The organism is Bradyrhizobium sp. SEMIA, assembly GCF_014844175.1.
Classification (GTDB): Bacteria; Pseudomonadota; Alphaproteobacteria; order Rhizobiales; family Xanthobacteraceae; genus Bradyrhizobium; species Bradyrhizobium arachidis.
The window spans coordinates 3149002-3173749 of record NZ_CP046601.1 but is presented as its reverse complement, the minus strand read 5'-3'; the positions used below and the strand labels follow the sequence as shown (position 1 = coordinate 3173749).

Sequence of the window (24748 nt, the reverse complement as noted above, 5' to 3'; positions counted from 1 at the left end):
TCTGAATGATTAGGCTGCGACCGGCTCGCGGGCGCCGATGCGCGGATCGAGCTCGCCGGCGCGGTAGCGCCGCGCCATCTCGCTCAAGGGAATGACCTTGATCCTGCTGGCATGGCCAGCGGTGCCGAACTGCTCGAAGCGATCGCGGCAGAGCTCGCGCATCGCATCCATCGCCGGCTTGAGGAACTTGCGCGGATCGAACTCGGAGCGCGCCTGCGTCGCGACCTTGCGAAACACGGCGGTCATGGCCAGACGACAGTCGGTGTCGATATTGACCTTGCGCACGCCGCTCTTGATGCCGCGGACGATCTCCTCCACCGGCACGCCCCAGGTCTGCGGCATCTCGCCGCCGAACTGGTTGAACATGTCCTGGAGCGGCTGCGGCACCGAGGAGGAGCCGTGCATGACGAGATGCGTGTTCGGCAGCCGGCGATGAATCTCCTCGACCACCCGCATCGCCAGGATGTCGCCATCCGGCTTGCGACTGAACTTGTAGGCGCCGTGCGAGGTGCCCATCGCGATCGCGAGCGCATCAACCTTGGTGGCGCGGACAAAGTCGACGGCCTGGTCGGGATCCGTCAACAACTGGTCGTGGCTGACCTTGCCCTCGACACCGTGGCCGTCCTCCTGTTCGCCGCCACCATGCTCGAGCGAGCCAAGCACGCCGAGCTCGCCTTCGACCGAGGCGCCCGTCCAATGGGCGAGATCGACGACGCGGCGCGTGATCGCGACGTTGTAGTCGTAATCCGCCGCGGTCTTGGCATCGGCCTTGAGCGAGCCGTCCATCATGACAGAGGTGAAGCCATGGGCGATCGCGGAGGCGCAGGTCGCTTCGTCATTGCCGTGGTCCTGGTGCATGCACAGCGGGATGTCCGGATAGGTCCGCTCCAGCGCGTCGATCATGTGCGACAGCATGAGATCGCCTGCATAGCTGCGCGCACCGCGCGAGGCCTGGATGATCACGGGCGCGTCGACCTCGGCCGCCGCCTGCATGATCGCGATGCCCTGCTCCATGTTGTTGATGTTGAACGCCGGCACGGCGTAGCCGTGATTGGCGGCATGATCGAGCAGTTGGCGAAGGGTGATACGGGCCACGACAGATCCTCCTGTTATTGCTTGCGAGCGCGGGCGATCGCCCGGCGGGCGGCTTCGGCAACGCTTTGCGGCGTGATGCCGAATTCGCGGTACAGCACCGGAGCCGGCGCCGAGGCGCCGAAGCCGCGCATGCCGACGAACTCGCCGTCACTGCCGATCCAGCGATGCCAATCGCCGGCGACTGCTGCCTCGACGCCGACGCGCGGTGCGGTGCCGAGCACGGCAGCGCGGTAATCGTCCGGCTGCTCCTCGAACAACGCGAAGCACGGCGCGGAGACCACGGCCGCACGCACGTGCTCGGTTGCGAGCAGTCGGGCCGCTTCCAACGCAATCGACACTTCCGAGCCGGTCGCCATCAGCGTGACGTCGCGCCCGCCAGCGGGCGAGACGATGAGATAGGCGCCACGGGCGACCCGATTCCTGCCGCGGACATCGCTACGGAAGGTCGGCAACGCCTGCCGCGACAGGCAGAGCACGGAGGGACGATCCTCCTCTTCAAGTGCGCAGTCCCAGGCTTCCAGCGTCTCGACCGCGTCGGCCGGACGGAACACCAGAAGGTTCGGAATCACCCGCAGCGCGGCGAGATGCTCGACCGGCTGATGCGTCGGTCCGTCCTCGCCGAGGCCGATGGAATCGTGCGTCATGACATGGATGACGCGCAGCCGCATCAGGGCCGCAAGGCGGATCGCGGGCCGGCTGTAATCGGAGAAGGCGAGGAAGGTGCCGCCATAGGGAATGAACCCACCATGCAGCGCGAGGCCGTTCATCGCAGCCGCCATGCCGTGCTCGCGGATGCCGTAATGGATGTAATCGCCGGCGAATGCGCCGCTCTTGACGGGGACTTGGGCCTTGGCGTGCGTCAGGTTCGAATGCGTCAGGTCGGCAGAGCCTCCGATCAGCCCGGGAATCGTTCCAGCGATGGCATCAAGCACCTGTTGCGAGGCCTGCCGCGTCGCGAGCTTCGGCCGCTCGCCGGCAAAGCGCTCGCGCAATTTCGCCGAGGCCTGGGCATAGGCGTTCGGCAGGGCAACAGCTTTGCCCTCGACGAACAGATCGCGCTGCTCGGGCGTTGCGCCTTCATAACGATCGAGCCAGGCAAGACGCTCGACCTGCCCGCGCTGCCCGATCATCCGCCACGCCTTCGCGACGGGAATCGGCACGACGAAGGGCTGATAGTCCCAACCGAGGGTTCGGCGCGCTGCCGCGGTCTGTTCGGTGCCGAGCGGCGCGCCATGCGCCTTCTCGGTGCCCTGTCTATCAGGCGCGCCATAGCCGATGATGGTGCGGCAGGCGATCAGCGACGGGTTTGCGGTTTCGCGCTCTTCCGCGATCGCTTGCGCAACGGCTTCGGGATCGTGTCCGTCGACGCGGCGCACCGACCAGCCGGAGGCGGCGAAGCGTGCGAGTTGATCGTCCGAGGTCGCAAGCGACGTCGGCCCATCGATGGAGATGCCGTTGTCGTCGAACAGCACGATCAGGCGGCCGAGCTTGAGATGACCGGCCAGCGAGATCGCCTCCTGGCTGATGCCCTCCATCAGACAGCCGTCGCCGGCGATGACATAGGTGAAGTGATCGACGAGGCCGTCGCCATGCCGCGCATTGGCCATGCGTTCGGCAAGCGCCATGCCGACGGCTGTCGCAATGCCCTGCCCCAGCGGACCCGTGGTGGTCTCGACACCTGGCGTGTGGCCATATTCGGGATGGCCCGGCGTCTTCGAGCCCCATTGCCGGAAGGCCTTGATGTCGTCGAGGCTGACCGCGCCGCCGGTGAGATGCAGCAGCGCATAGAGCAGCATCGAACCATGGCCCGCCGACAGCACGAAACGGTCGCGGTCCGGCCAGTTGGGATGGGCCGAGTCGAACTTGAGGAATCGAGAGAACAGCACGGTCGCGACATCGGCCATGCCCATGGGCAGGCCGGGATGGCCGGACTGCGAGGTCTCGATGGCGTCGACCGCAAGGAAGCGGACGGCGTTGGCGAGATCGTTGTGCGTGACCGCGGTGAGGTCGGCTTCGGCGTGGACGGAGATGTTCATCGGTTTCTCTCCTCGTTCACTTCAAGCTGCGCTTGCGCTCGATCAGCTGCATGATCAGCGGCGTCAGGATCAGCTGCATCGCAAGATCGAGCTTCGCGCCCGGACACACGATCGAGTTCGCGCGGGACATCCAGCTGTGCGGCAGCATCGAGAGCAGATAAGGGAAGTCGATGCCGCGCGGATTCTTGAAGCGGATCACGACCATCGATTCGTCCGGCGTCGGGATCCAGCGCGCGATGAACGGATTGGAGGTGTCCACCGTCGGCACACGCTGGAAGTTGATGTCGGTCTCGGTGAATTGCGGGCAGATGTAGTGGATGTAGTCGGGCATCCGCCGCAGGATCGTGTCGGTGACGGCCTCGGTCGAATAGCCGCGCGCGCTGCGATCGCGGTGCAGCTTCTGGATCCATTCGAGATTGATGACGGGCACGACGCCGATCTTGAGGTCGGCATAACGTGCGACATTGACTTTGTCGGTGACGACAGCGCCGTGCAGGCCCTCGTAGAACAAGAGGTCTGAATTCTCCGGCAGCCGTTCCCATTCGGTGAAGGTGCCGGGTGCAGCGCCGTGCAGCGCGGATTCTTCTGCGTCGTGCACGTAATGCCGCGTCGTCGCCGTTCCGGTCTCGCCATAGTCGCGGAACGCGCGCTCCAGCTCCTCGAACAGATTGGTCTCGGGGCTGAAATGGCTGAAATGCTTGTTGCCGCGCTCGGCCTCGGTGGCCATCTTCGTGCGCATCTCGGCGCGGTCGTAGCGATGGAAGGCATCACCCTCGATGTAGACGGCGTTGACCTTCTCGCGGAAGAAGATCTGCTCGAAGGTCTTCTTGACCGAGGTGGTGCCGGCGCCGGAGGAGCCGGTGATGGAGATGATCGGATGCTTCCTGGACATGGGACGCCCTCCTACAGCCGGAAGAAGCCGCGTCGCGCGAACAGCGGCGCGGCGACGCTGGCAACCAAAAGCGGGTCGCAATGCAGTTCCTCAACGCGCCGCACCTCGTTGCTCGAGCCCATGATCAGCGGCACGCGCTGATGCAAGCTTTGCGCCGACAGATCGAGGATGCGCTCGCGCCCGGTCGAGGCCGAGCCGCCGGCCTGCTCGATGATCATGGCCATCGGATGCGCCTCATAAGTGAGGCGCAGGCGGCCGTCGCCATAGCCGGGACGCGCGTCTGACGGATACAGGAACACGCCTCCGCGGGTGAGGATGCGATAAGCCTCCGCCACCAGCGAGCCGATCCAGCGCATGTTGAAGTTATGGTTGGCGGGGCCTTCGACGCCGGCGAGGCATTCGTCGACGAAGGCGCGCACCGGCGGATCCCAGTGCCGGCGGTTGGAGGCGTTGATCGCGAACTCCTCGCAGGCCTCGGAGATCTGCACGGCGCTGCGGGCGAGCCGGAAGCAATTGGCCTTGCGGTCGAGCGTGAAGATGTCGACGCCGTCGCCGAGCGTCAGCACCAGCGAGGTCTGTGGACCGTAGGTGACGAACCCGGCGGCGAGTTGCGCTGACCCGCGCTGATGGAAGGCGAGCGAGACGTCGTCGGGCGCGGGCAGGATCGAGAAGATCGTGCCGACAGTCATGTTCAGGTCGATGTTGGAGGAGCCGTCGAGCGGGTCGATCGCGACGCAGATCTTTGCCTCGCGGTCACCGATCTGCGGCTCGCGCATCTCCTCCGACGCCAGCGCCGCGATCGGGAGCTTGCCAAGGCAGCGGCGCAGGATCGCATCGGCCTGCACGTCGAGGTCGCGCTGGACATCTCCGTCGCTGTTGCGGCCGGTGGTCAGGCCGGAGGCGTCGGCGAGATCGCCGGTCGCGATAAGGTCGGCGATCTCGATCGCCGCAGCTGCGATGGCATCGACTGCGGCCGCCACGGCAAGCGCATGCGGCGCCGTCTCGGAATACCGTTGAAGGTGGTCGTCCAGCCTGAGTTGCCCGGTCATCTGCGTCCATCCCCTTGCTGGCGCCGCATCCAGTTCCCTCCCCGCTGGAGGTCGGTGCGGTCAGTCCCAGCACGAGGAGATTGACAGGGGCGGCCTAATAAGGAAAATTTCTATTCATAATGAGCGCCAAAGAATTTTCTTATAATGGCCCCGGCCATGCGGCGGCCCAGCTCCGGCATCTGACGATCCGGCAGCTGCGCTCGCTCGCGGCGCTCTCGGCCAAGGGCAGCGTCACGGCGGCCTCCGGCCATCTGGGGCTGACGCAGCCGGCCGTGACCCAGCAGCTGCGGCAGCTCCAGGACCTTGCCGGCTTGCCGCTGGTGCAGCGGACCGGCGACGGCATGCTACTGACGGAGGCCGGCCGGGAAGTGCTGGCGCTCGCCGAACGCGTCGAGGCCGCGATCATGGACTGCCAGGGCGCACTCGACCTGCTCGCCGGGCGCACCGGCGGCACCGTGCATCTCGGCGCGGTCTCGACCGCGAAATATTTCGTGCCGCATGCGATCGCTGCGTTCTCGAAGCGGCATCCGAAGATCGAGATCAAGCTCACCATCGGCAATCGCGAGGAGATTCGCGAAGCCATGCACGGCTACGACCTCGATTTCGCGGTGATGGGTCGGCCACCGGCCGATGTCAGCGTCGACGTGCGTCAGCTTGGACGCAATCCGCACATCATCGTCGCGCGCAAGGGGCACTGGCTGGAGAAGGATTCGGGCCTCAGCCTGACCGACCTCGTGCACGAGACCTTCCTCACCCGCGAGCCGGGCTCCGGCACGCGCACGCTGATGGAGGGCATGTTCCAGAAGTCGGATCTCGAGCCGATCATCGGCATGGAGATGAGCAGCAACGAGACGATCAAGCAGGCGGTGATCGCCGGGCTCGGCATCGCCTTCATCTCGGCCCACACGGTCGCGCACGAGCTCGCCGAGGGCCGCCTCATCGTGCTCGACGTCGCGGGCTTGCCGATCGTGCGGCAATGGTACGTGATCCGCCGCAGCGACAAGGTGCTGCTGCCGCCTGCGCAGGCGATGTTCGATTTTCTCGGCTCGGAAGGCTCGAACTATCTGCCCGACGTGCCCGAGTTCGGCGGACGATAACTCGCAGGCGCTCAGCTCATGAGCTTCATGGCGACGGTCGCCGCCAGCACCACGATGATCTGGAGCAGACGCTCCGTCGTGAAGATGCGGTTGAAGGTGGTCATCGCTTGCCCCCCGGCCGGTTTGAAGATGATTTCGGTCGGCCGTTGCTAGCACAGGCGGGCACCGAGAGAACTCCGTAGTCGCCACGGGTTCTGCCCCATCCGGCCGATCGCCGGAATTCGAATTGTTTCGAACGATTCAAATCTCATGTCCAGGAATTGCTCGACGCCCTCAGTGTTCATGCACGCAGTGACTTCGCGTGCACGGATGCGTCTTGCCCCGCGTCCAGCCGCATCCTTGGGGAATCCGGGCGAGTTTTGCAGAGTTGAGGGAGGGCGCGATGAGTCATATCGCAGCCAACGCAGAGGTGTCGCCGTCCGCAGGCCGGATTTTCGATAACAAGGCGCCAGGCATCGCGGGCGCTATTCTCACCGCCCTGATGATTTCGGCCGCATTTCTCGTGAGCCCGCAAGCCTTCGCACAATCCGCGCCGGCACAAGGCGCGACGCTCCCGCCCGTCACCGTCACCGCACCGGAAACGCGAGGTCGCTCGAACCCGTCCCCCGCCGCGCGCCGGTCGAGCGGCCCACGGACCCGCCGGCCCCAGACCGCGCGGAGGCCGGAGACGACTGACCAGCCGAAGCCGTTCACGCCATCGCAGGACGCGCGCACCGGCACGGTCGGCTATTTCGCCAACAGCACCTCGGTTGCCACCAAGAGCAACACGCCGATCGTCAACATTCCGCAATCGCTCTCCGTCATCACCCACGAGCAGATCCGCGACCAGAACTACCAGGGCCTGACCGACGTCACCCGCTACGTCCCGAGCGTCGCTGTGCACCAGGGCGAAGGCAATCGCGACGAGCTCGTCATCCGCGGCGTCGATTCCAGCGCGAACTTCTTCGTCAACGGTTTCCGCGATGACGTCCAGTACTTCCGCGACTTGTACAACGCCCAGAGCATCGAGGTGCTGAAGGGCCCGAGCGCGCTGACCTTCGGCCGCGGCGCCGGCGGCGGCGTGCTCAACCGCACCCTCAAGGAGGCCGACGGCAGGCGCATCTACGAGGCGAGTGCGCAGACGGGATCATGGGGCGACCGCCGCGTCACGCTCGATGCAGGGCAGGCCATCAACGACAACGTGGCCGCGCGGCTGAACATGTTCTACGAGGGCAGCGATGCGTTCCGCGACTTCAACCATCTCGAGCGCTACGGCATCAACCCGACCGTCACGCTGAAGCCTGACGACTTCACCAGGGTCAAGCTGTCCTACGAATATTACCACGACGGCCGCACCGCCGATCGCGGCAATCCCTCGCAGAGCCTTCCCGGCGGGGTCACCCGCTTCAACCCGACGACGCCGTTTGCACCGAACGGGAATCTCCAGACCTTCTTCGGCAGCCCCAGCCTCAACACGGCGCAGGCGACGGTGCAGACCGGCATGGCGATCATCGAGCACGATTTCCAGAACGGGCTCTCGATGCGCAACGGCACCATCGCGGCCGACTACCAAAAATTCTACCAGAACGTCTATCCGGCCAACGGGCCGCTCGCCGGCGCCGTCAATGCGGCCGACACCGCGTTCAACCTCGGTGCCTATCAGCACACCACCAACCGCGACAATGTCTTCAACCAGACCGACTTCACCTACAAGGGCTGGACCGGCCCGATCGCGCACACCTTTGGCTTCGGCACCGAGTTCGGCCGCCAGACCGGCGTCGACATCCGCAACACCGGCATCCTCCCGAACGGCACCAACACCATCGTGCAGAACCCGTTCGCACCGACCTATTTCGGCCCGGTGACCTTCATCCATCATTTCACCGGCGTGAATGGCGACGGCGTCACGACGCCGGATTCCAACAGCAAATATGCGTTGAACGTCGAATCCGGCTACTTGCGCGACACCATCGAATTCTCGCGCGCGCTCCAGCTCATCCTGGGCACTCGGTTCGACCGCTTCGAGATGTCGGCGCTGGACATGAACACCAACATCAACCGCAACCGCACCGACAATCTGGTGTCGCCGCAGGCGGCCGTGATCCTCAAGCCGATGCAGACCATGTCGGTCTACACCGCCTACAGCATCTCCTATTTGCCCGCCTCCGGCGACCAGTTCTCCTCACTCAACGACGGCACGCTGATCCTCCAGCCGCAGAAGTTCGAGAACACCGAGGTCGGAATGAAGTGGAACATCAATCCGAAGCTGTTGTTCTCCACCGCGATCTACAATCTCAACCGCACCAACCAGCCGATCGCGGACGGCAACAATCCCGGCTTCTTCCTGCCCTCCGGCAGCACGCTGACGCGCGGCTTCGAGGCGAGCCTCGTCGGCTATGTCACCGAGCAGTGGCAGTCCTCGCTCGGCTATGCCTATACGGATGCGAAGATCACGAGCGCAACGTCGGCGACCGTGGTGCCCGGCAACCGCGTGCAGCTTGTCCCGTACAATCAGTTCGCCTGGTGGAACAAATATCAGTTCACGCCGATGTGGGCGGCCGCGCTCGGCATCATCTATTTCGGCGACTCGTTTGCGTCGTCCGACGATACGGTGCGCCTGCCGAGCTTCGTGCGCTTCGATGCCGGCGTCTACGCCACGATCGATGCCAACTGGCGCGCGCAGCTCACGGTCGAGAACATCTTCAACCGCGGCTATTGGGCGTCCGCCGACGGCAACAACAACATCTCGCCCGGTCAGGGCCGCACGGTGCGCGTTCAGGCGAGCTACAGGTTCTGACCGGTCATGGCGCGAGCGTCTGCGATCCCTCGCATGCGGTTCGCGCCTTTCGACCTCCGTGCTGCGATGGTTAACGATCAGGCCGCGAGCGGGGCGGCGTAATCCACGCGCGTGGCAAAGTAGGTTTCCAGCTCCGACAGCGCCCGCGCTTCCCAGTCCCTCGCCTGCTCCAGCAGCGACCAGCTCTGGCCCGGGCGGAATGCGGCGGTCTGGCGATAGAGAGATGCGATGCCGCGATAGCGACGCACGTTCTCCAAAATGGCGTGACCGTTTATTTGGCCGTTCATCGAAAACTCCCTCGTCATTCCCGGGGGAGAAATTGCGGCCAAATCTTTTTCGAAAAGTTAGCGCCGCGCAGCAAGCTCGCGGATGGTTGCCGGACTGTTGCGCACGCGCAACGCGCGCGATCCGGCACCGCCGATTTATTGCGAATTCGTTGCCGCGCTTTCGCCCGACGGCTTCAGCCCGCCGCGGCTGATGATCGCCATCGTCTCGCGGCAGAGATCGGCAAGGCCGATCAGGAGCACGGCGAGCAGGCAGAAGAAGTTGATGGAATCCGCATTCGCGCTGGTCAGCGGCATGAACTCGAAGAAGGGCGGTATGAACGCCCACCACACCAGCGGCACGGTGAGCAGCGCCGCGAACGCCGCCGCCGGCGCGCCTGCGACGATGCCGAGCACGAACAGGCTGGGCAGGAATGCCGCGAAATAGAGCTTTGCGCCGAGCGCGACGCAGATGCCTTGAATCGCAGCCGACGCTGCGACGACGCCGAATCCGAGCAGGAACGCCTGCCACGACCATGGCCGTACTCGCGGTACGCCAAACAGTCCCGCACGCCTCATCAGCCTCCCCCTGCCGCCCGTTAACCAAGGCCGCTTGCGACCAAAGTACTACAGCGCTGCGGAAATCGCGAGATGGAAATTCGGGCGCCGGCCGAGGCTTGGTAAACGCATCGCACCATCGCAGCCCTACTCGGTGGCGGCGTAGAGCAGGCCCGCGACCGGCAGGGCAAGGCCAATGGCCGATGCCAGCGTCCAGCCGCCCTGCGCAAAGGCCCAGGCGCCGACCGCCGAGCCGGCAGCGCCGGCGGCGAAGAACGTCGCCATGTAAAGGCCGTTGAGGCGGCTGCGGTGCTCGTGCCCGAGCACGAAGATGGCGCGAAAGCCGAGCACGACGTTGCCCTGCACGCCGATGTCGATCGCGATCGCGGCCACGACGAGACAAGCGAGGTTCAGCATCGAGCCGGGCGCGCCGAGATAGGTCACCAGAAAACCGGCGGCGGCGAGCAGCATGGCGACCCGCGTCGCGATGCGGCTATGGCCGCGATCGGCGAGCCGTCCCGCGATGGGAGCTGCGAACACACCGGCGACACCGGCGAGCGCGAACAGCGCGATGCCGCGCTGGGTGAAGCCGAATTCACTGGCGAGCTGGAGCGGCGCCACCGTCCAGAACAGCGTGAAGCAGCCGAACAGGCTCGCCTGGTACAGGGCGCGGCGCCGGAGCAGCGGCGTAGTCAGGGCCAGATGCGGCATGGAGAGCAGCAGCGTTCCGTAATGCATGCGCGCGACCGGCTTGCGCTTCGGCAGCGTCATCCACAGCACCGCCGCGAGCACGATCATCAGTGCGGCCGAGCAGAAGAACACCGCGTGCCATGAGGCGGCCGCCGTGACGAAGCTCGACACCGGCCGCGCCAGCATGATGCCGAGCATCAGGCCGGTCGAGACGTTGCCGACGACGCGGCCGCGGATGGCTTCGGGCGCAAGATGCGCGGCATAGGGAATGATGATCTGCACCGCGACCGAGCCGAGCCCGACGAATAAAGCGGCGATCAGGAATGGCAGCGCGTGGGTGGCGAACGCAGCGGCGAGCAGCGCGGCCGCGCCGAGCGTGATGACCGAGCAGATCAGCGCGCGATTCTCGACGAGGTCGCCGAGCGGCACGATGAAGAGCAGCCCGACGCCGTAGCCGATCTGCGTCATGGTGACGATCAGCCCGGCCGCTTCGTGCGACAGGCCGAGCGCGGCGCTGATCGGGGCGATCAGCGGCTGGGCGTAGTAGATGTTGGCGGCGACCATGCCACAGGCCGCGGCCAGCACGAAGGTTAGTCGCTGCGACACCGCATCCGGCCTGGGCGCAGTCTCGATCGTAGCATTCATCGTCATTTCACGTGGTCTCCAAACAATCGGGAACGTTCATTCCCTAATACGACACAAATTCAGGCGAGCAGCTTCATCGCGATGCCGACGATGCGGGTGCCGTCGAGCGGCAGGCGCGCCTTGCCGACGACGCGCATGCCTTGCGTGATGCAGATCATCAGCCGCGCGGTGTCATCGGGCTCGACATGGCCGGGAATCGAGCCGTCGGCCTGGCCCTCGCGGATCAGGCCGGCGATGAAGCTTTCATTGGTCTCGAGCTGGGCGCGGACGCGGGCGGCGACGGCGGAATCGACCGCCGACAGTTCGACCGCACTGCCGACCACAAGGCAGCCGCGCCGCCCCTCGATGCCTTGCGAATGCGCGACATAGGACAGCAGCACGTTGCGCAGCCGCTCGCGGCCGTTGTCGCCCTCGGCCGCCGCGCTGCGGGTCTGCTCCTGGCGCAGCGCCGTGTAGCGCTCGAAGGCGGCGAGGAACACCGCATGCTTGTCGCGAAACGCCTTGTAGACGCTGCCGGTGGCGAGCCGCATCGCCGCTGTGAGGTCGCCGATCGAGGTGGCATGATAGCCGCGCTCCCGAAACACGCGCACGGCGCGGTCGAGCGCGGTATCCATGTCGAACTCCCGGGGCCGTCCGGGCGGACGGGCTGCGGGCTGGGATCGGCGGGCTGTCTTTTGCATTGCGGCATAATAGGGAATGATTGTTCCCGAATAAAGACACGTGGTTGTGATGGGGGATTGGCCTGTACGTCGTTGCCAGATCCGTCATCCTGAGGTGCGAGGCATGGGACGCGACGCGTCCCATGGGGAGCCTCGAAGGATGAGCGGCCGAGATGCAGCTGGGCCGTCGCCCTTCGAGGCTTGCTCCACGGCGCATTGCGCCGCGGAGCGCGCACTTCGGGGTGGCGGGATGGACAAAGAGTTCGCTGCTATGGGGCGGCATCGCAATTTTCGGAACGGCTCTTGTAGGATGGGTAGAGCGGAGCGAAACCCATCGACTCCCGTGAACGCCGAAGCATGATGGGTTTCGCTGCGCTCTACCCATCCTACGGACTACGGCGCTGCAGACACACCTTCGCATCCTCGCGGCTGATGTCACCCGAGCTTTGCTTGGTCATTCCACCCTCAAAGCCAAGAGGGAGGGAAGGCCGGGTGCCAGCTAGCACCCGCGGTCCGCTGCGCGAATAGGTAGCGCAAGGAGACCGCACAGCGGTATACAGGTGAAGCCCAACACACGGCCTTCCCTGCGCGATGGTTGGACGGCTTATGCTTTTGCTGGGCCACCCCTCTCCCCCGCCTCCCCCCGCAAGGGGGGAGGGAGCGCAGTTGAAGCTTGCGGCCACGATGCGAGCTCACGCCAGTTCGCAGCCAACAGCCTCCTCACACCCGCCCTCCGCCCCGCAAATGCTCCACCAGCATCTTGGCCGCCTTGGCAGCGCCTTGAACGCTGCGGGCGCAGATCACGAGCTTGCGGTTGGCCCAGGCATCGCGCAGGCGGACCATGGCGAGCGGCATCAGCTTGGCGCAGCGGCGGGCGGCGGAGATCGGCACCAGGGCCACGCCGACGTCGGCGGCGACCATCTGGCAGATCGCGTCGAAATCGCGCATGCGCGCGCGATAATGCGGGCGCATGCCGAGCCGGGCGGCGTGCTTCGAAATGTGCATCTGGAGCGCGGTGGCGCTGGTGAGCCCGACGAAATCGCACGCGCCCGTCTCCTGGAAGTCGATCTGGCGGCGGCCCGCGAACGGGCCGCGCCGCGACGTCACCAGCGTCAAATGATCTTCGCTGAAGACGAAGCGCTCGATATGATCGGGCAGCGCATGCTCGGCGGCAAAGCCGAGATCGGCGGCGCCCGCGGTGATCGCGGCCGCGATATCGGTGCTTTCGCGCTCCTCGATGTCGACGGCGACATCGCGATGCTCGTGCAGGAATCCGGCCAGCGCCTTCGGCAGATGCTCCGACAGCCCCGAGGTGTTGACGAGAAAATGCACGCTGGCGCGCACGCCGCTGGCAAAGCCGGCGAGATCGCCGCGCATGGCGTCGATCTGGTGGATGACGAGCCGCGCATGATCGAGCAGGCTCTCACCGGCCGCGGTCAATTCGACGCCGCGCCGCCCGCGCTTGAGCAGGGCGACGCCAAGCGCATCCTCGAGCCCCTTGATGCGCGCGCTGGCGGAGGCCAGCGCCAGGTGCGAGCGCTCGGCGCCGCGGGTGATGCTGCGCTGGTCCGCGACCGCGATGAAGAGCTGGAGATCGACGAGATCAAAACGCATGGCAGGTCTCCAACCTTGTTGATTGAGCACGATCTTTCGGAAAACCGCTGCACACTTTCCCGGATCGTGCTCCAGACTTCGTAACTGGCGAAGGCTATCTCCGGAACCTCCAGATTGTGCCGGGATGCGGCTTCGGTCAATGTGTCCGACATGATCGACCCGCTTCTCATCGTCATCGCCGCCGTGTTCCTGATCGCCGGATTCGTCAAGGGCGTGGTCGGGCTCGGCCTGCCGACCGTCTCCATGGGCCTGCTCGCGGTGAGCATGGCGCCCAGCCGCGCGATCGCCATCGTGATCGTGCCCGCCATCGTCACCAACATCTGGCAGACTTTTGTCGGCCCTTATTTGCGCGACATCCTGAAGCGGCTATGGCCGCTGATGATCGGCACCGTGATCGGCTGCTGGCTGAATGCCGGCGCGCTCACCGGCCCCCATGCGCGTTACGGCACCGTGGTGCTCGGCGTCCTGCTGGTGATCTACGCGATCATCGGCCTCAGCAAATTCAAGTTCCACGTCGCGCCGCAGAACGAGAAATGGGTCGGCGGCGTGGTCGGCCTCATCACCGGCGTGATCTCGGCCTCGACGGGCGTGCAGGTGATCCCCTCGATGCCGTTCATGCAGGCGATCGGCATGGAGAAGGACGAACTGGTGCAGGCGCTCGGCGTGTTCTTCACCACCGCGACGCTGGCGCTCGCCTTCAATCTCACCGCCGGTGGATTGCTGACACCGGCCAATGCCGTGCCGGGCGCCGTCGCGATGGCGATGGCCTTTGCCGGCATGTTCGTCGGCCAGTCGGTGCGGGCGCGGATGCCGGCAGAAGCGTTCCGCCGCTGGTTTTTGATCGCGATGATTTTGCTGGGGCTTTATCTCGCCGGCGGCGCGCTGCTGAAAGAGTTCGCCTGAGGTCTACGATTTCGGCTCATAGAGATCGTAGGGTGGGCAAAGCGAAGCGTGCCCACCATTCCTGACCGTCCGGATCGCCAAATGGCGGGCACGGCGCTCTGCGCCTTTGCCCACCCTACGCAATGTCATTCGTTCGAACGATCTACCGCGTCTCCAGCATGGCGACGCGGATGCCGAGATAGATGAAGAGGCCGCCGAGCGCTCGGTTGACCCAGGCGATCGCGCCTTCGGAGCTGCGCAAGCGATGCGCGGCCTTGGCGGCGAAAGCGGCCAGCACCAGGCACCACAGCGTTCCCGTCGAGATGAAGATCAGGCCGAGCGTCAGGAAGGCGAGCGGCTTGTGGGCGGAATCGGCTGCGACGAATTGCGGCAGGAAAGCCAGGAAGAACAGCGCGACCTTGGGATTGAGCGCGTTGGTGAAGACGCCCTGGAGGAACACCCGTCGCAGCGAGCTCAGCGCCGGCTCGTCGGTGGCCGGCGCCAGCGCCGGGCGCGACCACAACATCTGAAGTCCGGTGACGATGAGATAGGCCGCGCCGACCAGCTTCAGGATCGAGAATGCGGTGGACGAGGCCATCAGCAAGGCCGAAAGGCCGATCGCGGCGCCCGCGACGTGGAAAAAGCAGCCGCAGCTGATGCCAAGCGCGGCCGCGGCGCCGCCCCTCCAGCCCATCTGCATACTGCGGCCGATCACATAGACCGTATCCGGGCCCGGCGTGATGTTGAGCACTATGCCCGCCAGGATGAAAAGCCAGATCTCGTGAATGCCCAGCATGTGAGGTGCCCGCCCGACCGCCTGCCACAAAGGGTCGGCTTAGTCGGTTCGCCCGCCGGCGTCCACCACCAGGATGCGTCAAATTTACCGCGAATTTGCAATGCGGATCATACTTTCGCTCGGCCGCATCTGCTCTATAAAGGCAGGGTTCTTGAAATGCGGGATTCGAGGCGACTGCCACGCCGTGGCCGGTCCTCGATCCCTTGGAGCTCCGGGGCTATGGAAAGACGTTTGGCTGCCATCGTCTGCGCCGATGTCGCCGGCTATTCGCGCATGATGGGCAGCGACGAGGCCGGCACCCATGCCGCCTTCAAAGCCCATCGCAGCGCGATTCACCCCATTATCCTCAATCACGGCGGCCGCGTCGTCAAAAACACCGGCGACGGCTTCCTGCTGGAATTCCCCTCGATCGTCGGCGCCACTGAGGCCGCGATCGCGATGCAGACGCTGATGGCGGAGCGCAACCACCATCTGCCGACCGACCGCGCCATGCAATTCCGGCTTGGCATCCACATGGGTGATGTCATCGCCGACGAGGACGAGGTCTTCGGCGACGACGTCAACATCGCCGTTCGCCTCGAAGCGGTGGCGAGCCCCGGCGGCTTCGCGATCTCGGCCAAGGCCTACCGGGAGGCGAGCAAGCATCTCCAGGTGCCGCTGACCGATGCCGGCAACCACCGTTTCAAGAACATCAAGGACGCGGTCGGGGTCTTCACCTGGACACCCGAGAACGCACCGGCACTCCTCCCCGAGCTACGGGAGGCATCCGTCCTGTCGCAGCAGTACCGCACCGCGATCGTCGGCGTGCTGCCCTTCGCCAATCTCAGCGACGCCCAGGACGAATATTTCTCCGACGGCCTGACCGAGGATCTGATCCACGCGCTGGCGCTGCAATCGTTCTATCGCGTGCTGAGCCGCAACTCGACCTTCGCCTTCAAGGGCAAGAATGTCTCGACCCGCCTGATCGCGCGCGAGATCGACGCCACCTATCTGATCCAGGGCTCGGTGCGGCGCGCCGGCGCAAAAATCCGCGTCACCGCCGAGCTGATCGCCCCGGAGACCGGCGAGCAGCTCTGGACCGGCCGCTACGACCGCGACATCGGCGACCTCTTTGCGATGCAGGACGAGATCACCACCAATCTGTCCGCCGCCATCGCGACCGAGATCGTCCGCGCGGAAGCCTCGGCGCCGGCGCGGCCCTCCACCGACGTGACCGCCTGGGACCGCTTCCTCAAGGGGCTGTCGCATTACTACCGGCAGACCAAGGAGGACCTCGCCACCGCCGTCGACCTGTTCCGGGAGGCCATCAGGCTCGATCCCAAACTGTCGATCGCGCACGCCTATCTCGCCACGATCCAGATCCAGAGCATCCAGTTCGGCTGGGTCAAGGGCACGCGCGAAATGTGGGCCGAGGCGATGAACCTCGCCGAGACCAGCGTCCGGCTCGACCCGCGTTCCTCCTTTGCGTTCTCGATCCTGTCCTGGGCGCACGCGATGGAAGGCCATTACGAGGCCGCGATGGACGCCGCCAAGCGCGCGGTCGCACTCAATCCCTACGACATGGGCGCGCGCGGCGTGCTCGGCATCTGCCATTTCGTCATCGGCGAGCACCGCGAGGCAATCGAGCTGTTCTCGATGGCCGCCCAACGCGACAACAGCGACCCGCGCTATCAATGGGCCGCGCTGAACGCCTTCAGCCATTATCTGTTGAGACAATACGACGCGACGCTGTCATGGGCCCGCGAGCAGCTCTACATCAACCCGAACCACATGCAGGCGCTGGCGATCCGCGCGGCGGCGCTTGCACAGTTGCGCCGGGACGATGAGGCGGCGGAGGCCACCGTGGTGCTGATGACCAATTACCCGACCCTGAATGTCGACCGTCACCTGCGCAATTTCCACTGGAAGCGGCCCGAGGACCTCGCCCATTACCGCGAGGGGCTCCTGAATGCGGGCGTGCCGCTTGGCAAGCTGACCCTGGTCCAGAGCGACGTCAAACGCGCCGCCGAATCCTGAAAAGGCAGGCGGCGGCCGTCTGCGATCCCTTCCGGGTTTTCCCCGACCTCGCGCCTGCCCGTGTTGACGCGACAGTGAATTCGGACACACTTCGCTACACGCTGAAGTAGTATAGTGTGCTGCCGGTTTGTTAGGACTTTTCGCGCTTTATCGGCGCGTTATTTCACGATTCGCTGTTTGTAGGATTTGGGCCATGCACGACCCCGCTTCGAAGCCGCCCTTCGACCCCTCGATCCCAGTCTCGCCAGACAATCCCTGCCCGTTCCTGCGCGGCCTCGTCGGCGAAGGTTTTGTCGACGGCGGGACCGTCCCGCTCAACACGCTGTCGCAGACCATCGCGAATGCGAGCGGCGAGACCGGACTGAAGAAGATCTGGGCCCGCATCCAGGTCCGCGGCGTTGCGACGATCGCCAACGGTTTCAGTCACATCCTCAAGAGCATCTGGTCCGGCCCGCAGCTCGACGCGCTGCGCGGTGGCCCGCTGGACAAACTGGGCGCCGGCTCGCGCATCCTCGGCGTCGACGGCAAGGTCAACGAGGACGAGATCGCGCGCCTCCAGAGCTTCGGCCGGATTTACACCGATCCGAACACCGGCGTCAGCGAGCCAGGCCTCAACGCCGCGGAAATCAAGACCTTCATGCACGACAATCTCAAGCGCGCCGGCAGCGCCGCGCGCTGGTACTACCCGGCGCTGATGCAGTTCGAATGGCCAGTCCTGCTGAAGATCATGGGCAAGGGCAAGGTCGACGGCAAGAAGGCGGAGCTCTATCTCAGCGTGGCCGACGTGCGCACGCTGTTCAACGAGCGCAAATTCCCCGACAGGATCACCCAGCGGATCGTGTCACAGCCGCTGCTGTCATCCTGCGCACTCAGGTTTCGCTGGGCTCTCGGGATCGCCGGGCTCTTCCTCGCCGGCGCGCTTCTCGCGCTCGTTGCGGTCGCCGAATTCCCCAACCAGGTCCGCGCCATGCTGCCGCAGAAGGGAATCCTCGCGCAGCTGCTGCCGCCGCCGTTGCCCGCGGTGCCCGACACCAAGGCCGCTTTCTGGCTCGAGCAGAACTGGTCGCTGAAGGACCGGCACTGGTTTCACCATGCGAGTCAGGGCACTGCGACCTTCCCGGTGCCCTATGAGTGGTTCGTGGCGCTGGAGCAGCCGCGCCTGCGTCTGTTCTCGAAGCCGGGCATGATGAAGGACAGCGCCTATCTCGAAAGCTTCGGCTTCATCCCCAGCCCACAGTCGGTCCAGACCGACGAGACCACGCTGCGCCGCTTCGGCTACGCCAATGTCTATGACACGAAGCAGGTACCGGACTGGTCGACGAGATGGACGCCGGCCGAGAACGTCGACGGCCTGCCGGTCGGCTTTGCGCGGATGACCGGCGTCATCGATCCTGCGAGCGGCCGACGCGAGGAGGACAAGATCGGGCTGACCTGCGCCGCCTGCCACACCGGCCAGATCCATTACCAGGGCATCGACGTCCGCTTCGACGGCGGCCCGGCCATGACCGACCTGAAGAAGCTCGAGCTCGCCACCGGCCTGTCGATCGCCTACACGCTCTACGTTCCGTTCCGCTTCGACCGCTTCGCCGATCGCGTGCTCGGCGCCGACGCCGGCAAGACGGATCGCGACGCGCTGAAGCAGAAGCTCAGCGCGATCGGCAAGTTCCTGATCGGCTGGCAAGAGAAATATAACGAGACGATCGAAGGCAAGAAGACCTGGGACGGCAGGCAGCAGAAGGACACTGAGGAAGGGTTCGGCCGCCTCGACGCCCTCAATCGCATCGGCAATCAGGTGTTCTCGCAGGATCTCGCACTGAGCGGGGTCAAGGGATTCGAGAAGAACCTGCACGCCCAGGACGCGCCGGTGAGCTATCCCCCGATCTGGACCGTGCCGTGGTTCAAGTTCGCGCAATACGACGCCTCGATCGAGCAGCCGCTGATCCGCAACGCCGGCGAAGCGCTCGGCGTGACGGCGCTGCTCAACCTGTCCGACGCCTATCCCGGCGACAGGATCTGGCGCTCCTCGGTTCACGTCAACACGCTCGGCTGGATCGAGGACATGCTGAGGGGTCCCGATCCCTTCAAGTCGCCCGATCCCGCCACCGGTCCGAAATTCGGCGGCCTGCTGTCGCCGAAATGGCCGTCGCAAATCCTCGGCGATGCCTGGAGGATCGACAGGGACAAGGCCGAGAAGGGCCGCAAGATCTACGCCGAGATGTGCTCCGGATGCCATTTGCCAGCGGTCGACACCCCGGCATTCTGGTCGTCAGGACGCTGGGAGCCGAGCGGCGACAGCAAGGTGCTGAACGCGGTCACGATTCCCCTCAAGGAGATCAACACCGACCCCGAGCAGACGCTCGTGCTCAGCAACAGGATCATCGACGTGCCCGGCTTCCTGAAGGTCAATACGGCCGACCTGCAGACATGGTGGCAATGCGATGTCCCGACCGCGAGCGCCTCGCCCAACGAGATGGTCTATGCGCTCGGCCTGATGACGGTGGTGGATCTCGTCGCCCGCAAATGGATGGACGACGAGAAGCTGTCGGACGCCGAGCGGGCGAAGCTGTGGAATCTCGCGCGCAAGAACTGCCTCAATCCGGTGGGGGGAGCGCGCTACCGCGCGCGTCCGCTGAACGGCATCTGGGCGACGGCGCCCTATTTGCACAACGGTTCGGTGCCTTCGCTGTACTGGCTGCTCAAGCCGCAGAACGAACGCCCGACCAAATTCTGCATGGGCCGCCGCGACTATGATCCCGTGACCGTCGGCTTCGCCGTCACCGCCGACGAGCGCTGCAAGACGGGTGAAACGCAGTTCTCGATGACCGGATCGGACGGCAAGCCGGTCCAGGGCAACAGCGTGCGCGGCCATTCGTTCGAGCTTAAAGACGGCGAGCCGAGACGCGACGGCGTGATCGGCCGCATGTTCAAGGACGACGACGAGCGCTATGAGCTGATCGAGTATCTGAAGACGCTGTGAGCTGATGTGCCCGGGCTTGTCCCGGGCACGACGGCGATAGGACTACGCCACGCCGGCGCGCAGCAGGTCGTGCAGATGCACGATGCCGACCACCTTGTCCGCCTCGGTCACGACCAGCGTCGTGATCTTGCTTGTGTTCAGCACCTCGATCATTTCGGTCGCGAGCATCGAGGGCGGCACGGTCTTGGGCTGCCTGGTCATGATCTCGTCGACGGACGCCGTCAGCAGATCGGGGCGCATGTGGCGGCGCAGATCGCCGTCGGTGATGATGCCCGTGATGCCGCCGGCCTCATCGACGATGCAGACGCAGCCGAGGCCCTTGGCCGACATCTCGACCACCGCATCCGACATCTTGGTGCCGAGCGGCTTGACCGGAATCTCCGCGCCGGTGCGCATGTAGTCGCGGACAAATTTCAGCATCGCGCCCAGCTTGCCGCCGGGATGGAAATGCGCGAACTCGAGTGCGGTGAAGCCGCGGCCTTCAAGCAGCGCGATCGCGATGGCATCGCCGATCGCGACCTGCATCATGGTCGAGGTGGTCGGCGCCAGATTGTGCGGGCAAGCCTCGCGCGCCTTCGGCAGCTCGATCACGATGTCGGCGGCCTGTCCCAGCGAGGACGAAGCGTTCGACGTCACCGCGATCATGGGAATTGCAAAGCGCGCCGAATAATTCACCAGCGTCTTCATCTCCGGCTGCTCGCCGGACCAGGACAACGCCATGATGACGTCGTCCGCGGTGATCATGCCGAGGTCGCCATGGGCAGCTTCCGCGGTGTGGACGAAGAACGCGGGCGTGCCGGTCGAGGCCAGGGTCGCCGCGATCTTGCGCGCCATGTGGCCGGACTTGCCGAGCCCGGTGACGATGACGCGGCCCTTGGCGTTGCGGATCAGATCGACCGCCTTGGCAAACGCCTCGCCCAGCGGGCCGCGCAGCGCGGCGGCGAGCGCGTTGATGCCGCCGCTCTCCGTCTCCAGCGTGCGGAGCGCGGATTCGACGCTATCAGGGATGGGGCCGGATGATTGGGTCATCAGCGGTTTCGAACTCGGCATGATCAGGTCCAGGAAGGGTGGGGCATTCGCCCGTTGGCGCCTGCTTAGCACGCCCGGGCTGGTGAGGCGACGCGGCCGCAAATGCCCTCAACCGGTCATTAACCATAATTGTTTTAAGTCCATTAACGATGGGTTCCCGCCAGCCAGCGGAGGCCATCGTGGAAGCATTTGATTTCGTTGGAGTTATTCCATCGTGGGGTCGTCTCCAGGCAGGGGCCGGAGCAAGCGCGCGCAATTGTTGCGTGCGGCTTTGCCGTGTCTCGTCCCGTGCCTTGCGCTGACCGCTCTTGGAAGCGGCCCGGCGGTGGCCCAGAGCCTCACACCCGACCTGTTCAATCCCAACCGCGGCGGCTTCGCCTCGCCCGACACGCTGCCGACACGCCGTACGGCGGGCGTGCCGCAGGCACCCTCGGACGCGCTGCCCACGCTGCCCGATCCCGGTGCCGATCCGCGCAAGCGCCAGCAGACGCCAGCGCCTTCGCGCCTCGGCCAAAACACAGCCGGTCAGGTCCCGACCTACGGCCTGCCCGCCGCCAACGGCGCGAGCGGCTCGGGCTATGACTCGCTCAACCGCAAGCGGCAGCAGCCCAAGCTCTATCCCGGGCAGGCCAAGCCGAAGCCCCGTAACGCCGGTGACGACGCTCGGCCCGCCGCGCATCGCGCCGCCGCCGTCGGAGACCGCGCACAAGACACCGGTCGCCCCGGCGATGGCCGGCAATGTGCCAGGCCAGCCGCTGCGCCGCCGCCTCAAGGCCGATGACGATGCGTTCGGCGCGGTCGGCGATTATGCCGGCAGCTTCCTGATCAGGGGCGGGCTCGAGCTCTCCGCCGGCTACGACACCAACCCGGCGCGCCTGAACAAGCCGGTCGGCTCGCCGGTCTATGTCGTCGCGCCCGACCTCCTCGTACAATCCGACTGGGAGCGCCACGCGCTCGTCGCGGACCTGCGCGGGTCGTTCTCCGGCTACACCAACAACATGCCGGCGACGATCGACGGCTTTGCCTCGCCCTCGCCGGTCGAGATCGACCGGCCTGATTTCACCGGCCATGTCGACGGCCGCCTCGACGTCGACCGCGATCTCAAGCTGACCTCGCAGCTCCGCCTGCGGCTCGCGACCGACAATCCCGGCAGCCCGAACGTGCAGGCCGGCCTGCAGAAATATCCGGTTTACGCCACCTACGGCACGACGCTCGGCTTCGACCAGACCTTCAACCGTTTCCAGGTCGCCGCCGGCGCCACCGTCGACCGCACCGCCTACACGGATTCAAAGCTCACCGACGGCTCGACCTTCAGCAACAACGACCGCGACTTCAACCAGTATGGCGGCGTCGGCCGCTTCTCCTACGAGCTGAAGCCGGGCCTCAAGCCCTTCGTCGAGATCGAGGGCGACACCCGCGTCCACGACCAGGCCGCCGACCGCAACGGCTACTTCCGCGATTCAAACGGCGGCTATGCCAAGGTCGGCTCGTCCTTCGAGTTCTCGCGCATCCTCATCGGCGAGGTCTCGGTCGGTTATTCCGCGCGCAACTATACCGACCCGCGCCTCAGCCAGCTCTCCGGCTTCCTCACCGCGGGCTCACTGATCTGGAATGCGAGCGGCCTCACCACGGTGAAACTTGCCACCGACACGCAGATCGCCGAGACCACCGTCCCCGGCTCGTCCGGCGTGCTGGTGCACACCTACGGTGTCGAAGTCGATCACGACTTCCGCCGCTGGCTCACGGCGGTCGGCAAGTTCACCTACGGCACCTACGATTACCAGAACCAGGGTCGCAACGACAAAACCTTCTCGCTCGAAGGCAATCTGATCTACAAGCTCAACCGCAACGTCTGGATCAAGGGCACGCTGCGGCATGACATCCTGGATTCGAACCAGGCGGCGTCGAGCTCGCAGGGGACGGTGGTGATGCTGGGGGTGAGGCTGCAGAACTGAGGCGGCGGCGCGTGGCGTTGGGGCGAATGCTGCTTGGTTTGCTCCGCTCTCGCCACCCACTCCGTGGTCATGCCCCGGCTTGACCGGGGCATCCAGTACGCCGCGGCCTATCGTTTCAATGATACCTGTCTCTGGAATACTGGATCGCCCGGTCAAGCCGGGCGATGACACCGTCTATTGAACTGGCGGCGGGGCTCGCCGCGCCTACCGCGGCAGATCCGTCTTCCCCATCAGGAACGTGTCGATCGACCGGGCGCACAGCCGGCCCTCGCGGATCGCCCACACCACCAGCGACTGGCCGCGGCGCATGTCGCCTGCCGTGAACACGTTCGGACGCGAGGTCTGGTAGTCGAGCGTGTTGGCCTTGACGTTGCCGCGCGGGTCGAGGTCGACCGCGAGCTGCTTGAGCAGACCCTCGTGCACGGGATGGACGAAGCCCATGGCGAGCAGGACGAGCTCGGCGTCGAGCTCGAACTCGGAGCCGGCAATCGGCTTGAACTTGTCGTCGACGCGGACGCAGTGCAGCTTCTTGACCTTGCCGTTCTCGCCCGTGAACTTCTGGGTGAGCACGGCGAATTCGCGGACGGCGCCTTCGGCCTGGCTGGAGGAGGTGCGCATCTTCAGCGGCCAGTTCGGCCAGGTCAGGCCCTTGTTCTCGCGCTCGGGCGGGGCGGCCATGATCTCGAGCTGGGTCACCGACAGCGCGCCCTGGCGCAGCGAGGTGCCGATGCAGTCAGATCCGGTGTCGCCGCCGCCGATGACGACGACGTGCTTGCCGCCGGCGAGGATGTCGGCGCCGCTACCCAGCGGCTCATTGGAGACGCGGCGGTTCTGCTGCGGCAGGAAATCCATGGCATAGTGGATGCCGTCGAGCTCGCGGCCGGGGATCGGCAGATCGCGCGGGGCTTCCGCACCGCCGGTGAGCGCAATCGCGTCATATTCGTTCAGCATCTCGCGCGGATCGACATTGCCGTCAGCGCCGACATGGCTGTTGTAGTGGAAGGTGACGCCTTCGCCTTCCATCTGCCTGACGCGGCGGTCGATGACGCCCTTCTCCATCTTGAAGTCGGGAATGCCGTAACGCAGCAGGCCGCCGGCCTTGGCGTACTTCTCGAACAGATGCACGTCATGACCGGCGCGCGCGAGCTGCTGCGCGCAGGCCATGCCGGCCGGACCGGAGCCGATCACGGCGACCTTCTTGCCGGTCTTCTCGGCGGCGACCTCGGGCTTCAGCCAGCCATTGTCCCAGGCGCGGTCGACGATCGCGCATTCGATGGTCTTGATGGTGACCGGGTTGTCGTCGATGTTGAGCGTGCAGGACGCTTCGCACGGCGCAGGACAGATGCGGCCGGTGAATTCGGGGAAATTGTTGGTCGAGTGCAGGTTGCGCGAGGCTTCTTCCCAATTGCCCTGATAGACGAGGTCGTTCCAGTCGGGGATCTGGTTGTTGACCGGGCAGCCGGGCGTGCCGGGCGCGACCGAGCCGGTGCCGTGGCAATAGGGAATGCCGCAGTTCATGCAGCGCGCGGCCTGGTCGCGCACTTCCTTCTCGCTCAAGGGAACGACGAACTCGTTGTAATGCTTCACGCGCTCGGTGACCGGAGTGTACTTGCGGTCATGCCGTTCGATTTCGAGAAAACCCGTGATCTTGCCCATTAAACTCGAAGTCCCTGCCGCTTAGTTTTCTTTCCCGTCGTTCCGGGATGCGCGCGCCGCGCG

Annotated in this window: 17 protein-coding genes and 1 pseudogene; 6 read left to right on the top strand and 12 right to left on the bottom strand. The window is 65.5% G+C overall.

The genetic code is table 11. The features are described 5' to 3' along the window. Positions 1–9: 9 nt before the first annotated feature. From fba to FOM02_RS15515, 4 genes are read right to left on the bottom strand one after another with little or no spacing between them, the layout of a single operon-like run. Positions 10–1095, bottom strand: coding sequence for a class II fructose-bisphosphate aldolase (gene fba, locus FOM02_RS15530; RefSeq protein WP_027558228.1), 1086 nt, complete (start codon positions 1093–1095; stop codon positions 10–12). 14 nt (positions 1096–1109) lie between these two features. After that, the gene (tkt, locus tag FOM02_RS15525) at positions 1110–3131 is read right to left on the bottom strand and encodes a transketolase (protein WP_027558227.1); all 2022 of its coding nucleotides are present in this window, start codon (positions 3129–3131) and stop codon (positions 1110–1112) included. Between the two features lie 16 nt (positions 3132–3147). Further along, positions 3148–4023 carry a phosphoribulokinase gene (locus FOM02_RS15520; protein ID WP_027558226.1) on the bottom strand — a complete coding sequence of 292 codons (876 nt, stop codon included), beginning with the start codon at positions 4021–4023 and terminating at the stop codon, positions 3148–3150. A gap of 11 nt (positions 4024–4034) precedes the next feature. Next, positions 4035–5072: a class 1 fructose-bisphosphatase gene (locus FOM02_RS15515; protein WP_027558225.1), complete on the bottom strand. Its 1038-nt coding sequence runs from the start codon at positions 5070–5072 to the stop codon at positions 4035–4037. A gap of 119 nt (positions 5073–5191) precedes the next feature. Between FOM02_RS15515 and FOM02_RS15510 the strand changes: the two genes are divergently transcribed. Both FOM02_RS15510 and FOM02_RS15505 read left to right on the top strand, forming a co-directional pair. Continuing rightward, a complete protein-coding gene (locus FOM02_RS15510) occupies positions 5192–6169 on the top strand; it encodes a LysR family transcriptional regulator (RefSeq protein WP_027558224.1) in 978 nt (325 codons plus the stop codon). Positions 6170–6551: 382 nt separating this feature from the next. After that, positions 6552–8945 carry a TonB-dependent siderophore receptor gene (locus tag FOM02_RS15505; protein WP_027558223.1) on the top strand — a complete coding sequence of 798 codons (2394 nt, stop codon included), beginning with the start codon at positions 6552–6554 and terminating at the stop codon, positions 8943–8945. A 77-nt stretch (positions 8946–9022) separates the two neighbouring features. Here the strand turns inward: FOM02_RS15505 and FOM02_RS15500 are convergent, their stop codons facing one another. From FOM02_RS15500 to FOM02_RS15480, 5 genes are all read right to left on the bottom strand, one after another. Beyond that, positions 9023–9232, bottom strand: a complete 210-nt coding sequence (locus tag FOM02_RS15500) for a hypothetical protein (RefSeq protein WP_027558222.1) — start codon at positions 9230–9232, stop codon at positions 9023–9025. Positions 9233–9367: 135 nt separating this feature from the next. Further along, complete coding sequence (locus tag FOM02_RS15495) at positions 9368–9787, bottom strand: hypothetical protein (protein ID WP_027558221.1); 420 nt, start codon at positions 9785–9787, stop codon at positions 9368–9370. Between the two features lie 126 nt (positions 9788–9913). Beyond that, positions 9914–11107 carry an MFS transporter gene (locus FOM02_RS15490; protein ID WP_027558220.1) on the bottom strand — a complete coding sequence of 398 codons (1194 nt, stop codon included), beginning with the start codon at positions 11105–11107 and terminating at the stop codon, positions 9914–9916. A gap of 53 nt (positions 11108–11160) precedes the next feature. After that, positions 11161–11781, bottom strand: a complete 621-nt coding sequence (locus FOM02_RS15485) for a TetR/AcrR family transcriptional regulator (RefSeq protein WP_035730079.1) — start codon at positions 11779–11781, stop codon at positions 11161–11163. Positions 11782–12480: 699 nt separating this feature from the next. Next, positions 12481–13374, bottom strand: coding sequence for a LysR substrate-binding domain-containing protein (locus tag FOM02_RS15480; RefSeq protein ID WP_265441857.1), 894 nt, complete (start codon positions 13372–13374; stop codon positions 12481–12483). Positions 13375–13524: 150 nt separating this feature from the next. On the opposite strand from FOM02_RS15480, the gene FOM02_RS15475 reads away from it, so the two are divergent. Next, entirely contained in the window at positions 13525–14277 is a 753-nt protein-coding gene (locus FOM02_RS15475) for a sulfite exporter TauE/SafE family protein (RefSeq protein WP_027562917.1), read from the top strand. A 142-nt stretch (positions 14278–14419) separates the two neighbouring features. Here FOM02_RS15475 and FOM02_RS15470 read toward each other — a convergent pair whose 3' ends face one another. Further along, a complete protein-coding gene (locus FOM02_RS15470) occupies positions 14420–15052 on the bottom strand; it encodes a LysE family translocator (RefSeq protein ID WP_027562916.1) in 633 nt (210 codons plus the stop codon). A 219-nt stretch (positions 15053–15271) separates the two neighbouring features. Here FOM02_RS15470 and FOM02_RS15465 point away from each other — a divergent pair, with 219 nt between their 5' ends. Together FOM02_RS15465 and FOM02_RS15460 are read left to right on the top strand one after the other, a co-directional pair. After that, positions 15272–17068, top strand: a complete 1797-nt coding sequence (locus FOM02_RS15465) for an adenylate/guanylate cyclase domain-containing protein (RefSeq protein ID WP_027562915.1) — start codon at positions 15272–15274, stop codon at positions 17066–17068. 193 nt (positions 17069–17261) lie between these two features. Beyond that, complete coding sequence (locus tag FOM02_RS15460; RefSeq protein ID WP_027562914.1) at positions 17262–20045, top strand: di-heme-cytochrome C peroxidase; 2784 nt, start codon at positions 17262–17264, stop codon at positions 20043–20045. A 42-nt stretch (positions 20046–20087) separates the two neighbouring features. Here the strand turns inward: FOM02_RS15460 and FOM02_RS15455 are convergent, their stop codons facing one another. Continuing rightward, positions 20088–21095 (bottom strand): KpsF/GutQ family sugar-phosphate isomerase, encoded by a 1008-nt coding sequence (locus tag FOM02_RS15455; protein ID WP_027562913.1) that lies wholly within the window; start codon positions 21093–21095, stop codon positions 20088–20090. 193 nt (positions 21096–21288) lie between these two features. Here FOM02_RS15455 and FOM02_RS15450 point away from each other — a divergent pair. Continuing rightward, positions 21289–23029 (top strand): annotated as a pseudogene (locus tag FOM02_RS15450) (outer membrane beta-barrel protein). A gap of 204 nt (positions 23030–23233) precedes the next feature. Here FOM02_RS15450 and FOM02_RS15445 read toward each other — a convergent pair. Continuing rightward, positions 23234–24685 carry a glutamate synthase subunit beta gene (locus tag FOM02_RS15445; RefSeq protein ID WP_027562911.1) on the bottom strand — a complete coding sequence of 484 codons (1452 nt, stop codon included), beginning with the start codon at positions 24683–24685 and terminating at the stop codon, positions 23234–23236. Positions 24686–24748 lie beyond the last annotated feature (63 nt).

Coding starts and splice junctions, on each gene's coding strand:
- tkt (WP_027558227.1), bottom strand. CDS start 3,131: ATGAACATCTCCGTCCACGCCGAAGCCGACCTCACCGCGGTCACGCAC.
- FOM02_RS15520 (WP_027558226.1), bottom strand. CDS start 4,023: ATGTCCAGGAAGCATCCGATCATCTCCATCACCGGCTCCTCCGGCGCC.
- FOM02_RS15515 (WP_027558225.1), bottom strand. CDS start 5,072: ATGACCGGGCAACTCAGGCTGGACGACCACCTTCAACGGTATTCCGAG.
- FOM02_RS15510 (WP_027558224.1), top strand. CDS start 5,192: ATGAGCGCCAAAGAATTTTCTTATAATGGCCCCGGCCATGCGGCGGCC.
- FOM02_RS15505 (WP_027558223.1), top strand. CDS start 6,552: ATGAGTCATATCGCAGCCAACGCAGAGGTGTCGCCGTCCGCAGGCCGG.
- FOM02_RS15500 (WP_027558222.1), bottom strand. CDS start 9,232: ATGAACGGCCAAATAAACGGTCACGCCATTTTGGAGAACGTGCGTCGC.
- FOM02_RS15495 (WP_027558221.1), bottom strand. CDS start 9,787: ATGAGGCGTGCGGGACTGTTTGGCGTACCGCGAGTACGGCCATGGTCG.
- FOM02_RS15490 (WP_027558220.1), bottom strand. CDS start 11,107: ATGACGATGAATGCTACGATCGAGACTGCGCCCAGGCCGGATGCGGTG.
- FOM02_RS15485 (WP_035730079.1), bottom strand. CDS start 11,781: ATGCAAAAGACAGCCCGCCGATCCCAGCCCGCAGCCCGTCCGCCCGGA.
- FOM02_RS15480 (WP_265441857.1), bottom strand. CDS start 13,374: ATGCGTTTTGATCTCGTCGATCTCCAGCTCTTCATCGCGGTCGCGGAC.
- FOM02_RS15475 (WP_027562917.1), top strand. CDS start 13,525: ATGATCGACCCGCTTCTCATCGTCATCGCCGCCGTGTTCCTGATCGCC.
- FOM02_RS15470 (WP_027562916.1), bottom strand. CDS start 15,052: ATGCTGGGCATTCACGAGATCTGGCTTTTCATCCTGGCGGGCATAGTG.
- FOM02_RS15465 (WP_027562915.1), top strand. CDS start 15,272: ATGGAAAGACGTTTGGCTGCCATCGTCTGCGCCGATGTCGCCGGCTAT.
- FOM02_RS15460 (WP_027562914.1), top strand. CDS start 17,262: ATGCACGACCCCGCTTCGAAGCCGCCCTTCGACCCCTCGATCCCAGTC.
- FOM02_RS15455 (WP_027562913.1), bottom strand. CDS start 21,095: ATGCCGAGTTCGAAACCGCTGATGACCCAATCATCCGGCCCCATCCCT.
- FOM02_RS15445 (WP_027562911.1), bottom strand. CDS start 24,685: ATGGGCAAGATCACGGGTTTTCTCGAAATCGAACGGCATGACCGCAAG.